Source organism: Burkholderia sp. MSMB617WGS, from assembly GCF_001532025.2.
GTDB lineage: Bacteria > Pseudomonadota > Gammaproteobacteria > Burkholderiales > Burkholderiaceae > Burkholderia > Burkholderia savannae.
This window is the reverse complement of record NZ_CP013457.1, coordinates 1,482,201-1,501,392: the sequence shown is the minus strand read 5'-3', so window position 1 is coordinate 1,501,392 and position 19,192 is coordinate 1,482,201. Positions and strand designations below refer to the sequence as shown.

General features: G+C 68.2%; 17 protein-coding genes. 2 read left to right on the top strand and 15 right to left on the bottom strand.

The genetic code is table 11. From position 1 onward, the window contains the following. Positions 1–66: 66 nt before the first annotated feature. The 3 genes from WT60_RS07525 to WT60_RS35105 all read right to left on the bottom strand — a co-directional run bounded on the left by WT60_RS07525 (position 67) and on the right by WT60_RS35105 (position 3,011). Positions 67–498, bottom strand: coding sequence for a DcrB-related protein (locus WT60_RS07525; protein WP_060355391.1), 432 nt, complete (start codon positions 496–498; stop codon positions 67–69). 60 nt (positions 499–558) lie between these two features. Then, positions 559–2,487 carry a type VI secretion system tip protein VgrG gene (locus WT60_RS07520; protein WP_060355390.1) on the bottom strand — a complete coding sequence of 643 codons (1,929 nt, stop codon included), beginning with the start codon at positions 2,485–2,487 and terminating at the stop codon, positions 559–561. Between the two features lie 176 nt (positions 2,488–2,663). After that, on the bottom strand, positions 2,664–3,011 hold the full coding sequence (locus WT60_RS35105; protein ID WP_236860886.1) for a hypothetical protein: 348 nt from the start codon (positions 3,009–3,011) through the stop codon (positions 2,664–2,666). On the opposite strand from WT60_RS35105, the gene WT60_RS07515 reads away from it, so the two are divergent. Further along, the gene (locus WT60_RS07515) at positions 2,911–4,008 is read left to right on the top strand and encodes a hypothetical protein (RefSeq protein WP_236860876.1); all 1,098 of its coding nucleotides are present in this window, start codon (positions 2,911–2,913) and stop codon (positions 4,006–4,008) included. The two genes, WT60_RS35105 and WT60_RS07515, sit on opposite strands and share 101 nt — an antisense overlap. Positions 4,009–4,118: 110 nt before the next feature. Continuing rightward, on the top strand, positions 4,119–4,535 hold the full coding sequence (locus tag WT60_RS07510) for a hypothetical protein (protein WP_082759208.1): 417 nt from the start codon (positions 4,119–4,121) through the stop codon (positions 4,533–4,535). 108 nt (positions 4,536–4,643) lie between these two features. Here the strand turns inward: WT60_RS07510 and WT60_RS07505 are convergent, their stop codons facing one another. The 12 genes from WT60_RS07505 to WT60_RS07435 all read right to left on the bottom strand — a co-directional run bounded on the left by WT60_RS07505 (position 4,644) and on the right by WT60_RS07435 (position 19,130). Next, entirely contained in the window at positions 4,644–6,065 is a 1,422-nt protein-coding gene (locus WT60_RS07505; RefSeq protein ID WP_100185256.1) for an aspartate aminotransferase family protein, read from the bottom strand. A 34-nt stretch (positions 6,066–6,099) separates the two neighbouring features. Next, on the bottom strand, positions 6,100–7,434 hold the full coding sequence (locus tag WT60_RS07500; protein ID WP_059584194.1) for a glutamine synthetase family protein: 1,335 nt from the start codon (positions 7,432–7,434) through the stop codon (positions 6,100–6,102). Positions 7,435–7,466: 32 nt separating this feature from the next. Next, positions 7,467–8,261 (bottom strand): gamma-glutamyl-gamma-aminobutyrate hydrolase family protein, encoded by a 795-nt coding sequence (locus tag WT60_RS07495; RefSeq protein ID WP_059584135.1) that lies wholly within the window; start codon positions 8,259–8,261, stop codon positions 7,467–7,469. Between the two features lie 302 nt (positions 8,262–8,563). Next, positions 8,564–8,767: a hypothetical protein gene (locus WT60_RS34925; protein ID WP_038750655.1), complete on the bottom strand. Its 204-nt coding sequence runs from the start codon at positions 8,765–8,767 to the stop codon at positions 8,564–8,566. A 507-nt stretch (positions 8,768–9,274) separates the two neighbouring features. Then, positions 9,275–10,078, bottom strand: a complete 804-nt coding sequence (gene hutG, locus WT60_RS07475) for an N-formylglutamate deformylase (protein ID WP_038750658.1) — start codon at positions 10,076–10,078, stop codon at positions 9,275–9,277. Between the two features lie 289 nt (positions 10,079–10,367). After that, complete coding sequence (locus WT60_RS07465; RefSeq protein ID WP_082759467.1) at positions 10,368–11,750, bottom strand: formimidoylglutamate deiminase; 1,383 nt, start codon at positions 11,748–11,750, stop codon at positions 10,368–10,370. A 12-nt stretch (positions 11,751–11,762) separates the two neighbouring features. After that, entirely contained in the window at positions 11,763–12,986 is a 1,224-nt protein-coding gene (hutI, locus tag WT60_RS07460) for an imidazolonepropionase (RefSeq protein WP_060356494.1), read from the bottom strand. Between the two features lie 4 nt (positions 12,987–12,990). Next, positions 12,991–13,623 carry a HutD family protein gene (locus WT60_RS07455; protein ID WP_059647747.1) on the bottom strand — a complete coding sequence of 211 codons (633 nt, stop codon included), beginning with the start codon at positions 13,621–13,623 and terminating at the stop codon, positions 12,991–12,993. Further along, positions 13,623–15,311, bottom strand: a complete 1,689-nt coding sequence (gene hutU / locus WT60_RS07450; protein WP_059647749.1) for a urocanate hydratase — start codon at positions 15,309–15,311, stop codon at positions 13,623–13,625. The genes WT60_RS07455 and hutU overlap by 1 nt, the downstream gene beginning before the upstream one ends. 41 nt (positions 15,312–15,352) lie before the next feature. Further along, entirely contained in the window at positions 15,353–16,048 is a 696-nt protein-coding gene (gene hutC, locus WT60_RS07445) for a histidine utilization repressor (protein ID WP_038750671.1), read from the bottom strand. A gap of 4 nt (positions 16,049–16,052) precedes the next feature. After that, positions 16,053–17,576: a histidine ammonia-lyase gene (hutH, locus tag WT60_RS07440; protein WP_038750674.1), complete on the bottom strand. Its 1,524-nt coding sequence runs from the start codon at positions 17,574–17,576 to the stop codon at positions 16,053–16,055. A 732-nt stretch (positions 17,577–18,308) separates the two neighbouring features. Further along, positions 18,309–19,130: a 4'-phosphopantetheinyl transferase superfamily protein gene (locus WT60_RS07435; RefSeq protein ID WP_060356495.1), complete on the bottom strand. Its 822-nt coding sequence runs from the start codon at positions 19,128–19,130 to the stop codon at positions 18,309–18,311. Positions 19,131–19,192 lie beyond the last annotated feature (62 nt).

Sequence of the window (19,192 nt, the reverse complement as noted above, 5' to 3'; positions counted from 1 at the left end):
TCACGGGAGCAACCGGGGCCGTGGCGCGAGCGGCATGTGTACGAGGCGCGCGCGAACCCGCACGCGTCACGCGTGGGCGCTGTAACTGGCGAGCAGCGCCCGCCACGTCGCGCGGTGCGCGTCCGTCAGCGGCGTCTGGCTCGACAGCGTGATGACGAGCAGACGCGGCGCGTCGGTCACGGTCATCGCCTGGATCTGGTAGAACGCCGATCCCGACTGACGGAACGTGCTTTCGAGCTCCAGCGCCGGCGCGCGCCGCTCGCCGATTTCCAACGGCCTACGCGAGATTTCCTTGAAACCCGTCACGTGGCGCGTCATCAGTCCGATCTGCCGCTGCATGCATCGGCCCAGATCCTCGCCGCCGATCAGTTGATCGCGGCTCACGACGATCTGGAACGTGCCGCTCGTGTCGGGATGCGTGAGCGCGAGCACGTTGACCGTGCGATCGTCGCCAAGCGAAGGAATCTCGAAACTGCACTCTTGCGTGAGATATTTCATGTTCGGCTCGTTGGCAAAGAACTCGCGCGCGGACCGCGCGCAGGCAGACGGGCGAGCGCGTCAAGGATTCAGATCGATCTTCTTGCCCTGCATCAGGAAGTAATCCGAAGCATGTTCGACGATCTGCACGCCCTCGAGCTTGATGAGGCCGTCCTTCGTCATCGTGATGCTCGACTTGCCGCACCGGATGACGACCTGATCGGTGACGTCGAGCACGTAGGTTCCGGCGGGCGGCGGCGCGGCGTCCTGCGCGGGCAGCGCGCCCACGGTCATCGCGAACGCGCTGCCGACGCCCACAGTCTGGTTGTTGCCGGTATTCGAAACGTGATCCTGCTTCACGTTGAGCGTGTGATTGCGCCCCACCGCCGAGCGATGATCGTTCCCGACGCTGCGCAGCTCGTCGTGCTCCACCTCCGTGCGCATGTCGCGCTCGGCCTGCAGCCACAGCTCCTCTTCGCCCTGCTTGTCGTCGAAGCGGATCGCGTTCGCGGTGCCCGCGTGCCCTTTCATCGAGCGCGACAGGATGCCGCTTTGCGTCGCGTTCTCCGGCAGCTTCCAGGGCGGCATGTTCTGCGCGTTGTAGACGCGCGAAATGATGATCGGCCGATCCGGATCGCCGTCGAGGAACGACACGACCACCTCGTCGCCGATGCGCGGAATCGTCACGCCGCCGAAACCGCCTCCCGCCCACGGCTGGCCGACGCGCACCCAGCACGAGCTGCCCTGATTGCGCTGCCCGAGCCGGTCCCAATGGAACTGCACCTTCACGCGCCCGAGCGAATCGGTGTAGATCTCCTCGCCCTTCGGGCCGACCACGATCGCCGTCTGCGGGCCGGCGATGACCGGGCGCGGCATCGCGAGCGACGCACGGAAAGGGATCTTCTTGCGGATGCACTGGAAGCTCGCCGTGTACGATGCGGCGCCTTCGTTCGACTGATAGTTGTTCACGCCGTGATGGTGCACCGCGGTCAGCAGGAATTGCCGGTCCTCGGGCCGCGCGCCGCCGTGATCGTAATGATCGGTGAGCTCGAAATAGCGGCCGGGCGCGAGCGTGCGGCAGTTGCCCGCGCCGGTGAACGCCTTGCTGCCCGCCGCCAGCGCTTCGAGCCGGAAGCGCGCGAGCTCCTCGCCGCGGTCCGTCGAATCGAAGCCGTGCAGCCCGACGTAGTCGTACACCTCGTACGGCTCGACGCTGCCCTGCTCGGCCTTCGTGTCGCCCGACACGTAGCGCCGCGCGCCCGGCACCTTGTAGTCGAACGTCTTGAGGCTGACGGTGCTGGACGTCAGTTGTCGATGCGCGGCGAACTGCGACACGATCGCTTCGTCGTCGACGACTTCGCCCGCCGAATATCGCAGCGCCGGCGCGCCGTCGATCGGCTTGGCGTGAGTCGAATCGTCGGTGACGATCAGCTTGTGGCCGTCGTTCGCATGCTCGAAATAGTAGAAAAGCCCTTCCTGCTCTATCAAGCGGAGCACGAAGTTCAGATCGGTTTCGCGATACTGCGTGCAATAGCTATATGGCTTGAGCGCGCGGGACAGACGAAACGCGTAGGACGCCAGTTTCGCGTACTGCGAGAACACGCCGTCGAGAATGTCGCGAACGCTCTTGTCCTGGAAAATGCGCGAATCGACGCGCCGCGACAGCATCCACAGCCACGGCCGGACGGTGGCCGCATACGTCGCGAGGCCGCCGTCCGCGCCGGTATGGCTGAACTGCGTCACATAACCGTGGAAATGGCGCTCCGAGCCGCCGCTCGACGGGGCCGCCAACTTCAGCGACACGGTGACCGGCTGCCCGATCATCTGCTTGAGCTCGATCGTCGGATCGCGCGACGCGAGGCCGATGCGCATGTCGAACAGAACGGACAAGCCTTCGCTGCATTGAAAATCGCTGACGACGAGCGCCGACTGACCGGAAAGCGGTGTCCGAATGCTCAGCAGGCGACTATTCTGCAGGTTCAGAAAACCCGCAAGGTCGGATAATTGCATGTTTGCCCCCGGCGCGCCCTCGTTCTTTTTGACGACATAGCAGGACGAAAATATAACGCATTAACTTGGAAAGTCACTGCGTTTTTTCCGGGTTTTAAAGCCAGCCCTAATTATCCTCGACAAAACCCGGAAATTATTTCGCACACCTCGAAAATAACATAATCGGACGGTAACACTTACATTAGCAAATCGGTTCCGGCGTATTCGCGAAGAATATCGATCGGCATCATCGTTCGACAGACTCGCATTAAATCGGACCGCCGATTATATTGACGGTTTATCGACGATTTTCCGAACGCCTTCGGGCAAGCGTCGTGACGTGATCGGCCTGAAACCCGTTCCATCCATTGCCATTCCACCGCCATGCCGAACGCACCTGCCTTGTGGGAGCCGTACTGCCATCGATCGGAAGCGGAATTCCATCTGTCGAACTTCGCCGGCAAGGTGCTCGGCCCAAAGGCGGGCGTCGTGTTTTTCGACGGCGTCGGCGCGTCGCGCCTGAAATCGGCGACGCCCGACGCCAACGGCAATGCGCTCGATTTGGTGGTCGCCGTGTCCCGCCCGCCGCTGATGCCGGCCGATCCGCTCAGCTCCGCGACGCCTCAAACCATCGATCAATTGTCGATGCAGTGGGCGCAGAGCGTGTCCGCGGCCAGGCGATCGGCGCCCGGCCGGGCGCTGCTCGGGCCAGGCGTCTCGAAGGCCCGCGACTTCATCGAGGAACACAAGAGCGCATTCGACGGCGCGGCCGTCGTCGGCGACACGTTCGGCATCCTGGCGGGCGCCGTGTCGTTCGCCGCGATACTTGCCGGCGGCGTGACGCTTCTGCCCGTGCTGGGCCTCGTGGCCGGCATGACGTCGGCATTGCTGCTGCTCGAAGACAGCCGGATGTTGAAGTACGAGCTGACGGGCGACGAGGTTCGCAAGAAGCCACTCGGCAACGCGTGGCACTACAAGGTGCTCGAAACCGTGGGGCCGATCCTCATCCTGCCGGACCTCGTCGCGAGCGGTCCGCGCACGCTGGCTTCGCTGCCCCGCGTCGCGCGGGAAGCCGGCGAAATTTCCGAAGAGGCCGTCCAGGCGACGAAGCGGCTCGCGTCGCAACGCAACGCGCTCGACGGGATCAAGAGCGCGTCGCTCGACAATCCCAATCGGGCCGCGGCTCAGGCGCAGGCCCGGCAGATGGAGGAACAGGCGAGCCGCTTCGCCGACGCCGTGCGCGAAGCGCAACGGAAACTGATGCAGGCTCGTCGCGAACTGCTGCTGTTGCGGACGATCGAAGCGCCCGCCTACATGGCATCCATCTACGGAGCCAGCGTGTACGGCATCGATCCGCCCGATAGCGTCACGCACGGGATCGACCGGCTTCAGCAGCGCCTCGGCGGCGAGCCGCGGCAAGACCCCGACCACCCCGCTCACCTCCTCGCCCCCGATCGCCCGATGACGTCTCAGCCCGGCGCGCCCGCGCCCGTCCTGCAATTTCAAGTCGGCGTCGGCCATCGTCCGGGAGCCGCGCATTGACGAACTTCGATCATTCCGCTGACGCGACGGCCGCGCGTCGTGCCTCCGGCGCCGCGGCGCGCCCCGGAAATCGCCCCGCCGGCGCGCCGCCCCAGGCGATTCCCGCGGGCATGGCGTTCTTCGTCGCGGTCGGCACGACCTTCATGGAACTCTTCGACTGTCTCGGCGACATCGTGGGATTCGCTTCGGAAAACTACCGATTCGAGGAGATCGCCGTGGCCGCGGCGATCATGCTGACGGTGGGCATCGGAATCGGCAAGGGGAAGCGCTGGGCCGTGCGGCTGTTTCGTTCGCTATCCTATGCGGGCATGGCGGCGCTCGCCGCGGTGCTCGCGTTCGGCGCGTTCCTCACGATGGGCGCCCACCCGCTCGACGCGTGCCTTGCATGGGTCATCTTCGCATTCGCCGTCGTGCAGATTCCGCTATACGTCGTCATATTCCGCGCGCTAAGACGCGTGCGCTGGCTCGATCCCGAGTCGCTGCCGCACGAGTGGGAGCCGTCGGCCCGTGAAGCGCGCGGCCGCTGAGCGCGTGCCGATTCCGGCGCTTACCCGACGACCGGAGCGCGGCGTCTCTCCGTGCGATGCGCGGCGCGCGTTTCTCCGTGCGCTTGGCCGCGCGCCGCCCGCGCCGTGTCACGCGATGCCCAGCTGCTTCGCGGTCGCATCGATCGCCCGCTTCGCCTTCTCCACGATCTCGTCGATCTCAGTCCTCGAGACCACGAGCGGCGGCGACAGCAGCATCCGGTCGCCCGTCGCGCGCATGATCAGGTTGCCGTTGAAGCAGTAGTCGCGGCAGATCGTGCCGACCTCGCCGCCGTTCTCGAAGCGCTTGCGCGCGCCCGGCTCGCGCGCGAGCTGCAGGCCCGCGACGAGCCCCGCGCCCGAGATCTCGCCGACGATCGGGTGATGCGAAAACGTCTCGCGCAGCAGTTTCTGGAAGTAGGGGCCCGTATCGGTCTTCACGCGCTCGACGATCTTCGCGTCGCGCAGCAATGTCAGGTTCGCCACCGCCACCGCCGCCGCGACCGGATGCCCGGAGTACGTCATCCCGTGATTGAACTCGCCGTGCGCGATCAGCGCGTCGGCGATCCGGTCCGACAGCGCGACCGCGCCCATCGGCACGTAGCCGCTCGTCAGCCCCTTCGCGAGCGTCATCAGATCCGGCTCGAAGCCGAAGTGCCGATGCGCGAACCATTCGCCGGTGCGCCCGAATCCACCGATCACCTCGTCGGCGACGAGCAGCACGTCGTACTTGCGGCAGATTCGCTCGATCTCGGGCCAGTACGTCGACGGCGGGAAGATCACGCCGCCCGCACCCTGGAACGGCTCGCCGATGAACGCCGCGACGTTGTCCGCGCCGAGCTCGAGAATCTTCGCCTCGAGCTGCCGCGCGCGCTCGAGCCCGAACGCCTCCGGCGTTTGCCCTTCGCTCGCTTCGCCGAAGTAATAAGGCTGATCGATGTGCACGATATGCTCGACCTTCGACGGCATCTGCTCGTGCATGTAGCCCATGCCGCCGAGCGTCGCGCCCGCGATCGTCGAGCCGTGATAGCCGTTCTTGCGCGAGATCACGAACTTCTTTTGCGGGCGGTTCTGCGTGCGCCAGTACTGATGCGCGACGCGCAGCACCGTATCGTTGCCCTCGGAGCCGCTGTTGCAATAGAAGAAGCGGTTGAACGACGGCGGCGCGATCTGGGCGAGCAGCGCGGACAGCTCGATGATCGGCGGGTGCGTGGTCTTGAAGAACGTGTTGTAGAACGGCAGTTCGCGCAGCTGCCGGCTGCCGGCCTCGATCAGCTCCTCGCGCCCGTAGCCGACGTTCACACACCAGAGCCCGGCCATCCCGTCGATGATCTTGTTGCCGTCGGAATCCCACAGATACACGCCCTCGGCCTTCACGATCACGCGGCTGCCCGTGCGATTGAGCGAGCCCATGTCCGAGAACGGATGGATATGGTGCGCCGCGTCGAGCGCGCGGTACTGCGCGGTGCTGCGCTGCTGCGCGCTCGCGCGCAGCGGCTGAACGAGGGCGATGTCTTCGGTTCGATACGTCACTTCGATCTCCTGAATGCGTCGTGCATACGCACGCTCAAACGTGCAGCAGCAGGTGCTTGCGCTCCCACGAGCTGATCACGCGGAAAAATGCTTCGTACTCCGTTTCCTTCAACGCGAGATAGGCCTTCACGAACTTCTCGCCGAGCATCTCGGCAAGCGGCGCGCACGCGCTCATCAGCGTGAGCCCTTCCTCGAGATTGCGCGGCAACTGGTACGGCAGGCTGTAGCCGTCGCTCGCGAGCGGCTCGGTCGGCTCGAGCGCCTGCGTGACGCCGAGATAGCCCGCCGCGAGCGTGCCCGCGATCGCGAGATACGGATTGCAGTCGACGCCCGGAATCCGGTTCTCGATCCGTCGCGCGGCGGCCGCCGAATGCGGAATCCGGAAGCCGACCGTGCGGTTGTCGTAGCCCCACTGCACGTTGATCGGCGCGGCCATGAAGCGCGACAGCCGGCGATACGAGTTGATGTACGGCGCGAAGATCGGCATCAGCGCGGGCGTGTACTTCTGCAGCCCGGCAAGGTACGCGCGAAACATCGGCATCACTTCGCCGCCCGCGCCGATGAAGAGATTGCGGCCCGTCTCGAGGTCGACGACGCTCTGATGGATGTGCATCGCCGAGCCCGGCTCGTTCTCCATCGGCTTCGCCATGAACGTCGCGTACATGTTGTGGCGCAGCGCCGCTTCGCGCACCGTGCGCTTGAACAGGAACACCTGGTCGGCGAGCGACAGCGCATCGCCGTGCAGGAAGTTGATCTCCATCTGCGCGGCGCCGACTTCGTGAATCAGCGTGTCGATGTCGAGCCCCTGCAGCTCGCAGTATTCGTAGATGTCCTCGAAGAGCGGATCGAACTCGTTGACCGCTTCGATCGAATACGACTGCCGCCCCGTCTCCGCGCGCCCCGTGCGTCCGACGGGCGGACGCAGCGGCAGATCCGGGTCCTTGTTCATGTCGACGAGATAGAACTCGAGCTCCGGCGCGACGACGGGCTTCCATCCCTTCGCGCGATACAGGTCGAGCACGCGCCGCAACACGTAGCGCGGCGAGATCTCGACGGGCGAGCCGTCGAAATGCACGCAATCGTGAATCACCTGCGCGGTCGGATCGACCGCCCACGGAATCAGGCAGATCGTCGACGCGTCGGGCACGCACACCATGTCGGGATCGGTCACGCCGGTGAGCGTGCCGTCTTCCGGGTAGTCGCCGGTGACGGTCTGCACCATCACCGCTTGCGGCAGCCGCATCGATTCGCCCGTTTCGAACTTGTTGCGCGGGATGATCTTGCCGCGCGCGATCCCCGCCATGTCGGGAATGATCGCTTCCACTTCGGTGATCCGGTGTTGCCTCAAAAAATCATCGATGTCTTGCATGTGAGCCTCTCTTCGATAAGCGTCGACGGCCTTCACGCGCGCGTCGCGCGTTCGGCCGTCCTGCGCATTCGGGCGCGGCACGCCGCGCCGAACGCCGCAAAGATTTCTCGCGACAGCGGATTGCCGTCGAACCGCCATTCCGGATGCCACTGCACGCCGAGCGCGAACGCGCGCGCGTCGCGCACGCCGATCGCCTCGACGAGCCCGTCGGGCGCGCGCGCTTCGACGGTCAGCCCGCCGCCGAGCCGCTCGATCCCCTGCGCGTGCAGCGAGTTGACGTCGACGCTTTCCGCGCCGTGCGCAAGCCGATGCAGCAATCCGCCCGGCTCGAGCCGGACCGGATGCGCGGAGCCGTATTGCACGTCGACCGGAGCGGACAGGTTCTCGCGATGATCGGCGCGGCCGCTTTGCGCGTGCACGGCCTGATGCAGCGTGCCGCCGTACGCGACGTTCAGCTCCTGCATGCCGCGGCAGATCGCGAGCACCGGCACGCCGGCGTCGATCGCCGCGCGCACGAGCGGCAGCGTCGTCGCGTCGCGCGCCGCGTCGTGCAGCGTGCCGGGCGCGCTCGCCGGGCCGCCGTAGCGCTCGGGCTCGACGTTCGAATAGCTGCCCGTCAGCAGCAAGCCGTCGATGAGCGCGAGCAGTTCGTCCGCGCGCTGCCGCGCGCCGAGCGCGGGCAGCACGATCGCGAGCGCGTCCGCGCCGGCGACGACGGCGCTCAGGTATTTCTCGCCGGCGACATGCGCGACATGCAGGCCGACCGTCTTGCGATCCGCGCAAACGCCGACGACGGGCCGCCGCCCGGCGACGAAATGTTCATCCATCGCGCTTCCTCCGATTCGACAGGCGCGACGAACGCGCGCGCAGCACGCGCGACGCATCGCGTTCGTCGAGAAAAACGGAAACGACGCCGCGCACAGCGGCATGCATGCACGCACGCGCGCGCCCGATGCGCGGCGGCGTGCGTGGCGTGGGCTCGACGGATTCGCGCGCGGCGCGGTCACGCAACGCGCGGCCCGCGCGCGATGCGATGCGCGCGCCGCCCGTTCGCATGCGGCTCGGCAACGCGACGGCAATGCGCAGCGACGACGAACCGGGGAGCGACGAGGAGCGACGAGAAGAGGCGCTAGGGCAACAGCGATGCGACGCCGTCGTCGTGAACCGCCGTGTAGGCGCGCGCGGCGACCGCGTTGTGACGGCGCACGGAGCGCCGGGACACGGTGGCGAAGATGGACAGGCTTGGGCTAGCGAGATACTTGCCGCAGCCAACGTCGGCGGCGTCGACGGCGTGCGGAAGGCTCGCGCGCCGACTTCGATCCCGCCTGACCAAGGGGCCTTGGACTCTCACGATTACACTCGACTGACTGTTTAAAGTATTGAACGCGGCAAGCGGCGATGCGACTCGGCATGCGCCGCCGCCCGGCCAGCCGGTCGATCGTCGCGAACGTCGCAGCAGCCCGTTCGCGAGTGGCGGCGGCGCGGGAAAACGCCACCGTGATCGATGTGACGGCTAGCTGACAATCAGCTTATCGTATCTGGAAATGCCGTCAATTCCGTTTCAAAAATACGGATCTAGGGTTTTCCCTTAATTCACGGCGGATGTATTGCTTAAAATATTCGACGATAACCGTCGATGGACGCGCGCATTGCGCGGCGTCGGCTCGTAGTCGGATCGGTATCCGAACGATTCCCGCCTCCCATGCTCGCTTCGCGCGGCGAACGAGCGAACCACGAGCGAAACCCGCATTCGTTTCGCATCGCAAATGAATGCGCGACGCAATCCGCCGCGCATCGCCCAGCGCGAAGCGCCGCGAATGGAGGCTGCCCTACAACGAGGTCAGCGATGCTCGAGTGCGGCCCTCGCGAGCGCCTCGAGCAGCGGCACGATCCGCCGCGCCTTTGCTTCGTCGTACGAATAAGGCCGCGTTTCGTCCATGTAGGTCGCTTGCACGAGCTCGAGCTGCACCGCCTGCACGCCGTGCTCCGGCGCGCCGTAGTGACGCGTGATGTAGCCGCCCTTGAAGCGCCCGTTCGCGATCGACGTGTAGCCGCCGTGCTTGTCGACGAGCGCGGCCAGCTTGTCGGCGAGACCCGGCGCCGCGCTCGCGCCGTTCGACGTGCCGAAGTTGAAGTCCGGCAGCCGGCCTTCGAAAAAGCGCGGCACCTGCGAGCGGATCGAATGCGCTTCCCACAGCAGCACGCGGCCGTGCGCGCCCTTCAGGCGCTCGAGCTCGCCTGCGAGCGCATCGTGATACGGCCTCCAGTAGCGCTCGCGACGGCGCGCGATCTCGGTGACGGTCGGCTCGTCGCCTTCCGCGTAGAGCGGCGACTTGTCGAACGTATCGACGGGCACGAGGCCCGTCGTATCCTGGCCCGGATAGAGATTCGCGTCGTCGGGCGGACGGTTCAGATCGACGACATAGCGCGCGTGCAACGGCACGATCACCGACGCGCCGAGCGTCTTCGCGAAATCGTACAGACGCTCGAGATGCCAGTCGCAATCGTCGACGTGGCGCGCGACGGGCGTCATCGTCTCGGCGATTTCGTCGGGAATGCGGGTGCCCGCGTGCGGTATCGACACGAGCAGCGGCAGCGTGCCGCGATGCAGCGTGAATACCGGCGGATACGATGCGGTGTTCATGATCGTTCGACCTCGTTGATGATGCCGCGCTTCGTGCGGCGCGCTCCCCGCCGCGCGCCGCGCGGCTCGCACGTGGCGGCCGGCTGCGCCGCTGCGCGCGCGAAGCGCTCGGCTTGCATGATTTTCATCGCGGCGCGCGCGGCACCCCGCCCTCGCGCCGGATGCCGGATGCCGGATGCCGGATGCCGGATGCCGGATGCCGGATGCCGCAGGCATGCTGACCGCATCACGCGGCGGCCGCGCCGGCGCATCTTCGTATCATCCGTCGCTTGCGCAAGCCGGTCGCGCTTCAGCGCAGCAGTTGCGCGAGCGCCGCGCGATACCCGGCGTACACGGATGCCTCGTCACGATGACGGCGCGCACTCACCACCTGCTCGCCGCCGACATACACGTCGAGCACCGGCGTGTCGCCGTGCTCGGCGAACACCGCACCCGACAGCCACGTGTCGCTGCCATGCTCGGCGATCGACGGATGCGCGGGATCGAGCACGATCCAGTCGGCGCGCCGGCCCGCCTCGAGCGCGCCGACCGGCCGGCCGGCCGCGCGCGCGCCGCCCGCGAGCGACGCCGCGAACAGACGGTCAGCCACGTGAGTATGCGCCGAATCGGCGAGCACGTTGCGCTCGCGCCGCACGAGACGCTGCCCGTATTCGAAGAGCCGCAGCTCGGCGCGCCAGTCGACGCTCGCGTGGCTGTCCGAGCCGATGCCGATCGCGCCGCCCGCCGCGAGATAGTCGAGCGCCGGAAAGATGCCGTCGCCGAGGTTGGCCTCGGTCGTCGGACACAGGCCCGCGATCGCGCCGCTGCGCGCGAGCGCACGCGTCTCCACCGCGTCGAGATGCGTCGCATGGACGAGGCACCAGCGCGCGTTTACGTCGAAGCGATCGAGCAGCCATTGCACCGGCCGCGCGCCGTATGCGCGCACGCAATCGTCGACTTCCGCGGTCTGCTCGGCGATGTGGATGTGCACCGGCGCATCGGCCGGCAGTGCGCCGAGCAATTCGCGCAGCCCCCCCTCCGACACCGCGCGCAGCGAATGCGGCGCGATCCCGTAGCGCAGCCCGCCGTGCTCGGGCAGCTCGCCGCGCAGCGCATCGAGGAGCGCGAGAAGCGCATCGGGCGTGTTGATGAAGCGGCGCTGATCGTCGCGCGGCGCGCGTTCGCCGAAGCCGCTGTACTGGTACGCGACGGGCAGCATCGTGATGCCGATGCCCGCATCCCGCGCCGCGCCGACGACGCGCGCCGCCAGCTCCGCGAGCCGCGGATAGCGCGCGCCGTCCGGCGCATGGTGAACGTAATGAAACTCGCACACCGACGTATAGCCGCTCTTCAGCATCTCGACATAGAGCCAGCGCGCGACCGCAGCGAGCGCGTCGGGCGTGATCTTCAGCGCGAAGCGGTACATCAGGTCGCGCCAGCTCCAGAACGTGTCGGACGGATTCGCGCGATATTCGGTGAGCCCCGCCATCGCGCGCTGGAACGCGTGCGAATGCAGGTTCGGCATGCCGGGCAAGAGCGGCCCGTTCGCGCGCGCGACGCCCGCGGGCGCCGGCGCGTTCGCGCTCACGTCGACGAGCGCGCCCGTCGCGTCCCAGCGCAGCAGCACGTCGCGCTGCCAGCCGCCGGGCAGGTATGCGTGCTCGGCAAACAACATCGAATCGGTCATCGTCATGCCTGTCTTCCGTCAGCGCGCATCGCGCGCGAACACCGTCACCCCGCCCTTCACGACACGCTCGCACAGCGGCCGGCCGAACCAGTACGCGAGCTCCGCGAGCGTCGACACCGACCACACCGCGAAATCCGCCTGCCGCCCGGGCGCGAGCGAGCCGTGCAGATCGCCTGCGCCGAGCGCCGACGCCGCGTGGCGCGTGACGCCGAGCAGCGCCTCTTGCACTGTCAGCTTGAAGAGCGTGCAGCCCATGTTCACCGTGAGCAGCAGCGACGTGAGCGGCGACGTGCCCGGGTTGTGATCGGTCGCGAGCGCGATCGGCACGCCGTGGCGGCGCAGCAGATCGATCGGCGGCAGTTTCGTCTCGCGAATGAAGTAATAGGCGCCCGGCAGCAGCACGGCGGTCGTGCCGGATGCGCGCATCGCCGCGACGCCCGCCTCGTCCAGATATTCGAGATGATCCGCGGACAGCGCGCGATAGCGTGCGGCGAGCGCGGTGCCGCCGCCGTTCGACAGTTGCTCCGCGTGCATCTTGACGGGCAGCCCGCGCCGCGCGGCCGCTTCGAACACCCGCTCGCTCTGCGCGAGCGTGAAGCCGATCCGCTCGCAGAACACGTCGACCGCGTCGACGAGCCCCTCGTCGGCGAGCTCGGGCAGCATCCGCTCGCAGACCTCGTCGATGTATTCGTCGGCGCGGCCGGTGTACTCGGGCGGCAGCGCGTGCGCGCCGAGGAAGGTCGTGTAGACGCTCACCGGGAAGCGCTCGCCGAGCTGCCGCGCGACGCGCAGCATTCGGCGCTCGCTCGCGAACTCGAGCCCGTAGCCGGACTTGATCTCGATCGCGGTGACGCCTTCCGCGAGCAGCGGCCGCAGCCGCGCGGCCGCCTGCTCGAAGAGCGTCGCCTCGCCCGCTTCGCGCGTCGCGCGCACCGTCGACACGATCCCGCCGCCGCGCCGCGCGATTTCTTCGTAGCTCGCGCCCGCGAGGCGCTGCGCGAACTCGTCCGCGCGCTGGCCGCCGTAGACGAGATGCGTGTGGCAATCGACGAGGCCGGGCGTCACCCACGCGCCGCGCAAGTCCTCGCGCGGCCAGTGCACGTAGCCGGCCGGCACGTCGCTCGCGCGCCCGATCCATGCGACCGTGCCGTCGCCGTTCACCGCGATCGCGGCGTCCGCGATCGTGTCGTTCGGGTCGCCGTGCGCGCACAGCTTCAAGTTGTGCCAGAGAATCGATTTCATCCGCTCAAGCCTTGTCGTGAAGAAGCGTCACGCCGACCGCGAGCAACGCGCCGCCGCCGCGAATCGCGCATCGCAGCTCGCCGTTCGCGGGATCGTCGATGCGCAGCGTGTCGAACGGGCGCAGCGCGATCGGCGCGCCGTCGCCGAGATCGACGACGCTCGCGCCGCTCGCGCAGAACAGCAGCACGGTGTCCGCATGCAGCGCATGCGCCGCGCCGGCGTGCCAGACGTCGACGCGGCCGCGCGCGGCGTCGCGCCGCGTCATCAGGTTGAAGTCGCGCGTCGGGCCGTCGTGCAGCTCGGCCGCGAGCTCGGCTTCCCCCGCGAACGCGGCGCGCTCGAGCGGCGCGCGCAGCTCGTGCCGCGCGCCGTCGGCGTCGACGAGCGTCATGCCCGCGCCCGCGAGCAGCACGAGCGTCCGGTCGACGCCGGCGAAGCGCGAGAACGGCCCCGCCTGCGCGACGTCCGCGACGCTCACGCGCCACGCGAACGCATCGAACGCGCCGCCCGCGGCGCGCTCGCCCGACGGGTGCGCGGCGATCTCGCGCGTCACGCCGCCGCCGTTCTTCCACGGCGACGCGACGAGCGAGTCCGCACGTATCAGCGTCGCTTGCATCGTAGACGACACCATCCGCATCAGCGGCCGAGCATCGGCAGCTTCAGGCCCGCTTCCGTCGCGGTGCGCTGCGCGAGCTCGTAGCCGGCGTCCGCATGGCGCATCACGCCCGTGGCCGGATCGTTGAACAGCACGCGGCCGAGGCGCTCGTGCGCGGCGTCGGTGCCGTCGGCGACGATCACGACGCCCGCATGCTGCGAGAAGCCCATGCCGACGCCGCCGCCGTGATGCAGCGACACCCACGACGCGCCGCCCGCCGTGTTCAGCAGCGCGTTCAGCAGCGGCCAGTCGCTGACCGCGTCCGAGCCGTCCTTCATCGCTTCCGTCTCGCGGTTCGGGCTCGCGACCGAGCCGGTGTCGAGGTGGTCGCGCCCGATCACGATCGGCGCCTTCAGCTCGCCCGTCCTCACCATCTCGTTGAACGCCTGGCCGAGACGGTAGCGATCCTTCACGCCGACCCAGCAGATCCGCGCGGGCAGCCCCTGGAACGCGATCCGCTCGCGCGCCATGTCGAGCCAGTTGTGCAGGTGCGGATCGTCGGGAATGAGTTCCTTGACCTTCGCATCGGTCTTGTAGATGTCCTCGGGATCGCCCGACAGCGCGACCCAGCGGAACGGTCCCTTGCCTTCGCAGAAGAGCGGCCGGATGTACGCGGGCACGAAGCCCGGGAAATCGAACGCGTTCTCGACGCCCATCTCCAGCGCCATCTGGCGGATGTTGTTGCCGTAGTCGAGCGTCGCCGCGCCGCGCTCCTGCAGCGCGAGCATCGCGCGCACCTGCGCGGCCATCGACTGCTTCGCCGCGCGCACGATGCTCTGCGGATCGACCTTCTGCGCTTCGCGCCACTGCTCGACGCTCCAGCCCTGCGGCAGATAGCCGTTGATCGGATCGTGCGCGCTCGTCTGGTCGGTCACGCAGTCCGGCGTGATGCCGCGCGCGACCATCTCCGAGAACACGTCGGCCGCGTTGCCGAGCAGGCCCACCGATACCGGCTTGCCCGCGCGCTTCGCCTCGTCGATCATCGCGAGCGCTTCGTCGAGCGTCTTCGCCTTCTTGTCGACGTAGCGCGTCTTCAGGCGAAAGTCGATTCGCGATTCGTCGCATTCGACCGCGATCATCGAGAAGCCCGCCATCGTCGCGGCGAGCGGCTGCGCGCCGCCCATGCCGCCCAGGCCGCCCGTCAGGACCCAGCGGCCCTTGGGATCGCCGTTGAAGTGCTGGTTCGCGACCGCGAAGAACGTCTCGTACGTGCCCTGCACGATGCCCTGGCTGCCGATGTAGATCCAGCTGCCCGCCGTCATCTGGCCGTACATCATCAGGCCCTTGCGGTCGAGCTCGTTGAAGTGATCCCACGTCGCCCAGTGCGGCACGAGGTTCGAATTCGCGATCAGCACGCGCGGCGCGTTCTCGTGCGTGCGGAACACGCCGACCGGCTTGCCCGACTGCACGAGCAGCGTCTCGTCGTCGTTCAGGTCCGCAAGCGACGCGAGGATCTGATCGTAGCAATCCCAGTTGCGCGCCGCGCGGCCGATGCCGCCGTACACGACGAGCGCGTGCGGATGCTCGGCGACCTCCGGATCGAGGTTGTTCTGGATCATCCGGTACGCGGCTTCGGCGAGCCAGTTCTTGCAAACCTTCTCGCTGCCGCGCGGCGCACGGATCACGCGGGTCGGATCGAGACGCGGATCGATGTGTTTCGGGTGGTTCATGACGACTGCTCCCGGAAAGGAAAGTGAGTTTCGTTAAGCGTTCAGAAATGGCCGGTGAAGCGATAGCGGCTGCCCGGATGCCAGAGGTTCACGACCGACGCGACGACGCCTTGCGACCACGTGCGCCGATGCAGCACGAGGCACGGCTCGGTCTCGCTCATCTCGAGCTCCTCGCGCATCACGCGATCGGGCATCGCCGCCTCGATCCGGTACTCGACGCGCTGCAGCGGCGCGACGCGCATCAGGTACTGGTTCGGCGTGATCGCCGAGAAATCCTGCTCCGCGTAATCCGCGGCGACGGCCGGATTGACCCAGCGCTCTTCGAGCTGCACCGGCTCGTCGTTCTCGTAATGCAGCATCACCGAGCGGAAAAGCTTCGTGTTGAGCGGCACCTGCATTTCGTCGGCGAGCGCGTCGTCGGCCTTCATCGTGACGAGATCGAGCACGCGCGCATGGTGCCGGTGGCCGCGCGCGGCGATTTCGTCGGAGATGCTGCGGATCGCGACGAGCGTCGACTCGTACTTCGGCCGCGCGACGAAGGTGCCCGCCCCCTGGATGCGCGTGAGCACCTGCTCGGCCGTGAGCTCGCGCAGCGCGCGGTTGACCGTCATTCGCGCAACCTTGAACTCGCGCGCGAGCTCGTTCTCGGACGGCACCTGATCGCCTTCCGCCCATTCGCCGGCGTGAATGCGATCGAGGATGAAGTCCTTGATTTCCTGATAGGCGGGCGTGCTCATCGTCTTATTGTTCCGATTCGAACGCGAGCGGGCTCAGCGTCGCGAACGCGCGCTCGCGCACGCGCTGCGCGACCACCGCGATGTCCGGCGCGAAGTAATGGTCGAGATCGTAGTGCGCGACGTCCGCGCGGATCGTCTTCATCGCGTGCTGCAGCGCCGGGCTCGTTTCGTGCGGCGCGCGCAGATCGACGCCCTGCGCGGCGGCGAGCAGCTCGATCGCGAGGATGTTCGCGACGTTCTCCGCGATGTCCGCGAGCTTGCGCGCGGCGAACGTCGCCATCGACACGTGGTCCTCCTGGTTCGCCGAAGTCGGCAGCGAATCGACCGATGCCGGATGCGCGAGCGTCTTGTTCTCCGACGCGAGCGCGGCGGCCGTCACGTGCGCGATCATGAAGCCCGAGTTCACGCCGCCGTCCTTCACGAGGAAAGGCGGCAGGCCGGAGAGCGTCGCGTCGATGAGCAGCGCGATGCGGCGCTCGGCGAGCGCGCCGATCTCGGCCGCGGCGATCGCGAGGTTGTCGGCCGCGAACGCGACGGGCTCCGCGTGGAAGTTGCCGCCCGACAGCACTTCGCCCGTATCCGGGAAGATCAGCGGGTTGTCCGACACCGCGTTCGCTTCGATGAGCAGCACGCCGGCCGCGTGGCGAATCTGGTCGAGGCACGCGCCCATCACCTGCGGCTGGCAGCGCAGGCTGTACGGGTCCTGCACCTTGCCGCAGTCGCGGTGCGACACGTTGATCGCCGAGCCGTCGAGCAGCGATCGGTACGCGGCCGCCGCGTCGACCTGGCCGCGATGGCCGCGCAGCTCGTGAATGCGCGCGTCGAACGGCTTCACCGAGCCCGCCGCCGCGTCGACCGACAGCGCGCCCGACACGAGCGCCGTGCGGTACAGGTCTTCGATCGCGAACAGGTTGTCGAGCGCGAGCGCGGTGGACGCCTGCGTGCCGTTCAGCAGCGCGAGGCCCTCCTTCGCTTCGAGCGTGAGCGGCGCGAGGCCCGCGACGCGCAGCCCGTCGACGGCGCTCGCGCGCTCGCCGCGGATGAACACTTCGCCGATGCCGAGCAGCGCCGCCGACATGTGCGCGAGCGGCGAGAGATCGCCCGACGCGCCGACCGAGCCCTTGACCGGGATGAGCGGCAGCACGTCGGCGTTGAACAGCTTGACGAGCGCGTCCATCACGACGCGGCGGATGCCCGAGTGACCGCGGCCGAGGCTCGACAGCTTGAGCGCCATCAGGAGGCGCACGACGGGACGCGACATCGGCTCGCCGACGCCGACCGCATGCGAGAGCACCAGATTCCTCTGCAGCAGCTCGAGCTGATCGTGCGGGATGTGCGTGCTCGCGAGGCGTCCGAAGCCCGTATTGATGCCGTAGGCCGGCTCGCCCTTCGCGGCGATGTCGGCGACGGCTTGCGCGCCCCGGTCGATCGCGGCGAAACTCGCGGGATCGAGCGTGATCTGCACGTTCTCGCGGGCGATCCGGCGCAGTTGCGGGAGAGTCAGGCGGCCTGGGGTCAGCGTGATCATGAAGGGGTCCTGTCTATACAAGTTTCGGGATGAGCTGAGTGTAGTGACTCGATGTTGTATAGACAACTTGTTTTTCAAAAATCCGGGCTAGGAGTTTCCCCTAGTCCGGCGGGCGGGCGAAGCCGGATCGGGGCGCAGCGGCGGAGGCCGCCCGGGCGGGTCGACGAGCGCGACAATGGAAGTGGCCGGCCGGATTTCGCAGCGCTTCGCGCTTTGGGCGCGCGCTCGAACGACGATGGCGTCGCGCGCCGCGCCTTTCGCCACGCGAAGCAGGATTTCGAAGGCGTTTCGCCAAGTTCCGATCCCGAATCATCGCCTCCCGGATTTGGCGGCCCCGACTCCTCGGATGGATCTCGATTTCCGTCGGCTTCCGATCGTCCGGCGTTGCGATCGCTCCGGTGGCCGGGCGTGGGCGACGCACGTTCGCGCGACGCCCGCGCCCAGCCGCGCGGAGATCGGCTCCGCTGGCGACGATCGCGCGCAGCCGCCGAAACCCGCATTGCCGCCGCTGCGACGGACATGTGAAGCCTCAAGGGGGAATCGGCGGGCGCGGAGCAGCGATGAGGCCATGAAGCGCCGACGAGATGAGTCGATCAGGCGGCAAGACGATCAGCCGATCGCGTCGATGCACGGACGCTCGAGCGCCGGCGGCCGTCCGTTCCGAACGCCTCGAACGAAACGAAGCGCCGCGCGGCGTGACTGACGCGCCGCCTCGAAACGGCTCGCCCGCCGCTAAAACGTGCCGCCGCCCGCACGCCGCCAGGCGACGCACGCGGCATAGCCCGCGGGCGCGTCGAGCCATGCCGCCTCGAACGCCGCCACGCCGCTCGCGGGCGAGTTCGGCTCGACGATGCCGACGACGGGCGCGCCGCCGTTCCCGCCCGCCGGCGGCAACGCGCCGCCGAGCACCGAAAACGCGGTCAGGCCGCCGCCGATCCCCGTGCCGAGCGCTTTCAGGAACGCCTCCTTCGCCGCCCACACGCGATAGAACGCCGCTTCGCGCTCGCCAGCGGGCAACATGGCGATCGCCGCCGCGTCCGCGGGCGCGAACACCGCGCGGCCGAGCGAGCTCCAGTCGACGCCCGCCCGCCCCGCCTCGATGTCGACGCCGACGCGCGCGGCGCGGCTCCACGCGATCAGCGCATGCGCGCCGGAATGCGACACGTTGAAGTCGAGCGTCGGCGCGAGCGCCGCGTGCGCCGGCGCGAGCCGCGGCCGTCCCCATGCATCGGCGACGATCCGCAACTCGGCGGGCGGCACGCCGAGCGCCGCGCCGATCACGCCGCGCAACGCGGCGCGCGTCGACGCGCTGCGCAGCGCGTCGTCCGCGCGAACGAAGCGGCTGGCGCGCTCGCACTCGTCGTCGCTCAGCCAATCCATCGCGCGCGCGCCGCGCGGCGCATCGAAATCGAAGTCGAGCCGCACGAGCCGCACGCCGGCGCGTTGCGCCGCCGCGGGCGGCGACAGCTCGACGGCGCGGCAGGCGTCGTCGAGCGTGAAAGGCAAGGCGGCGTCGGTCGTGAATGGCAAGGCGGCATCTGTCGGCTGGCGCATCGGCGGCGGGGCACGTCGTGCAGACAATGGAAAGCGTTCGATGGTAACGGATCTTCGTGCGC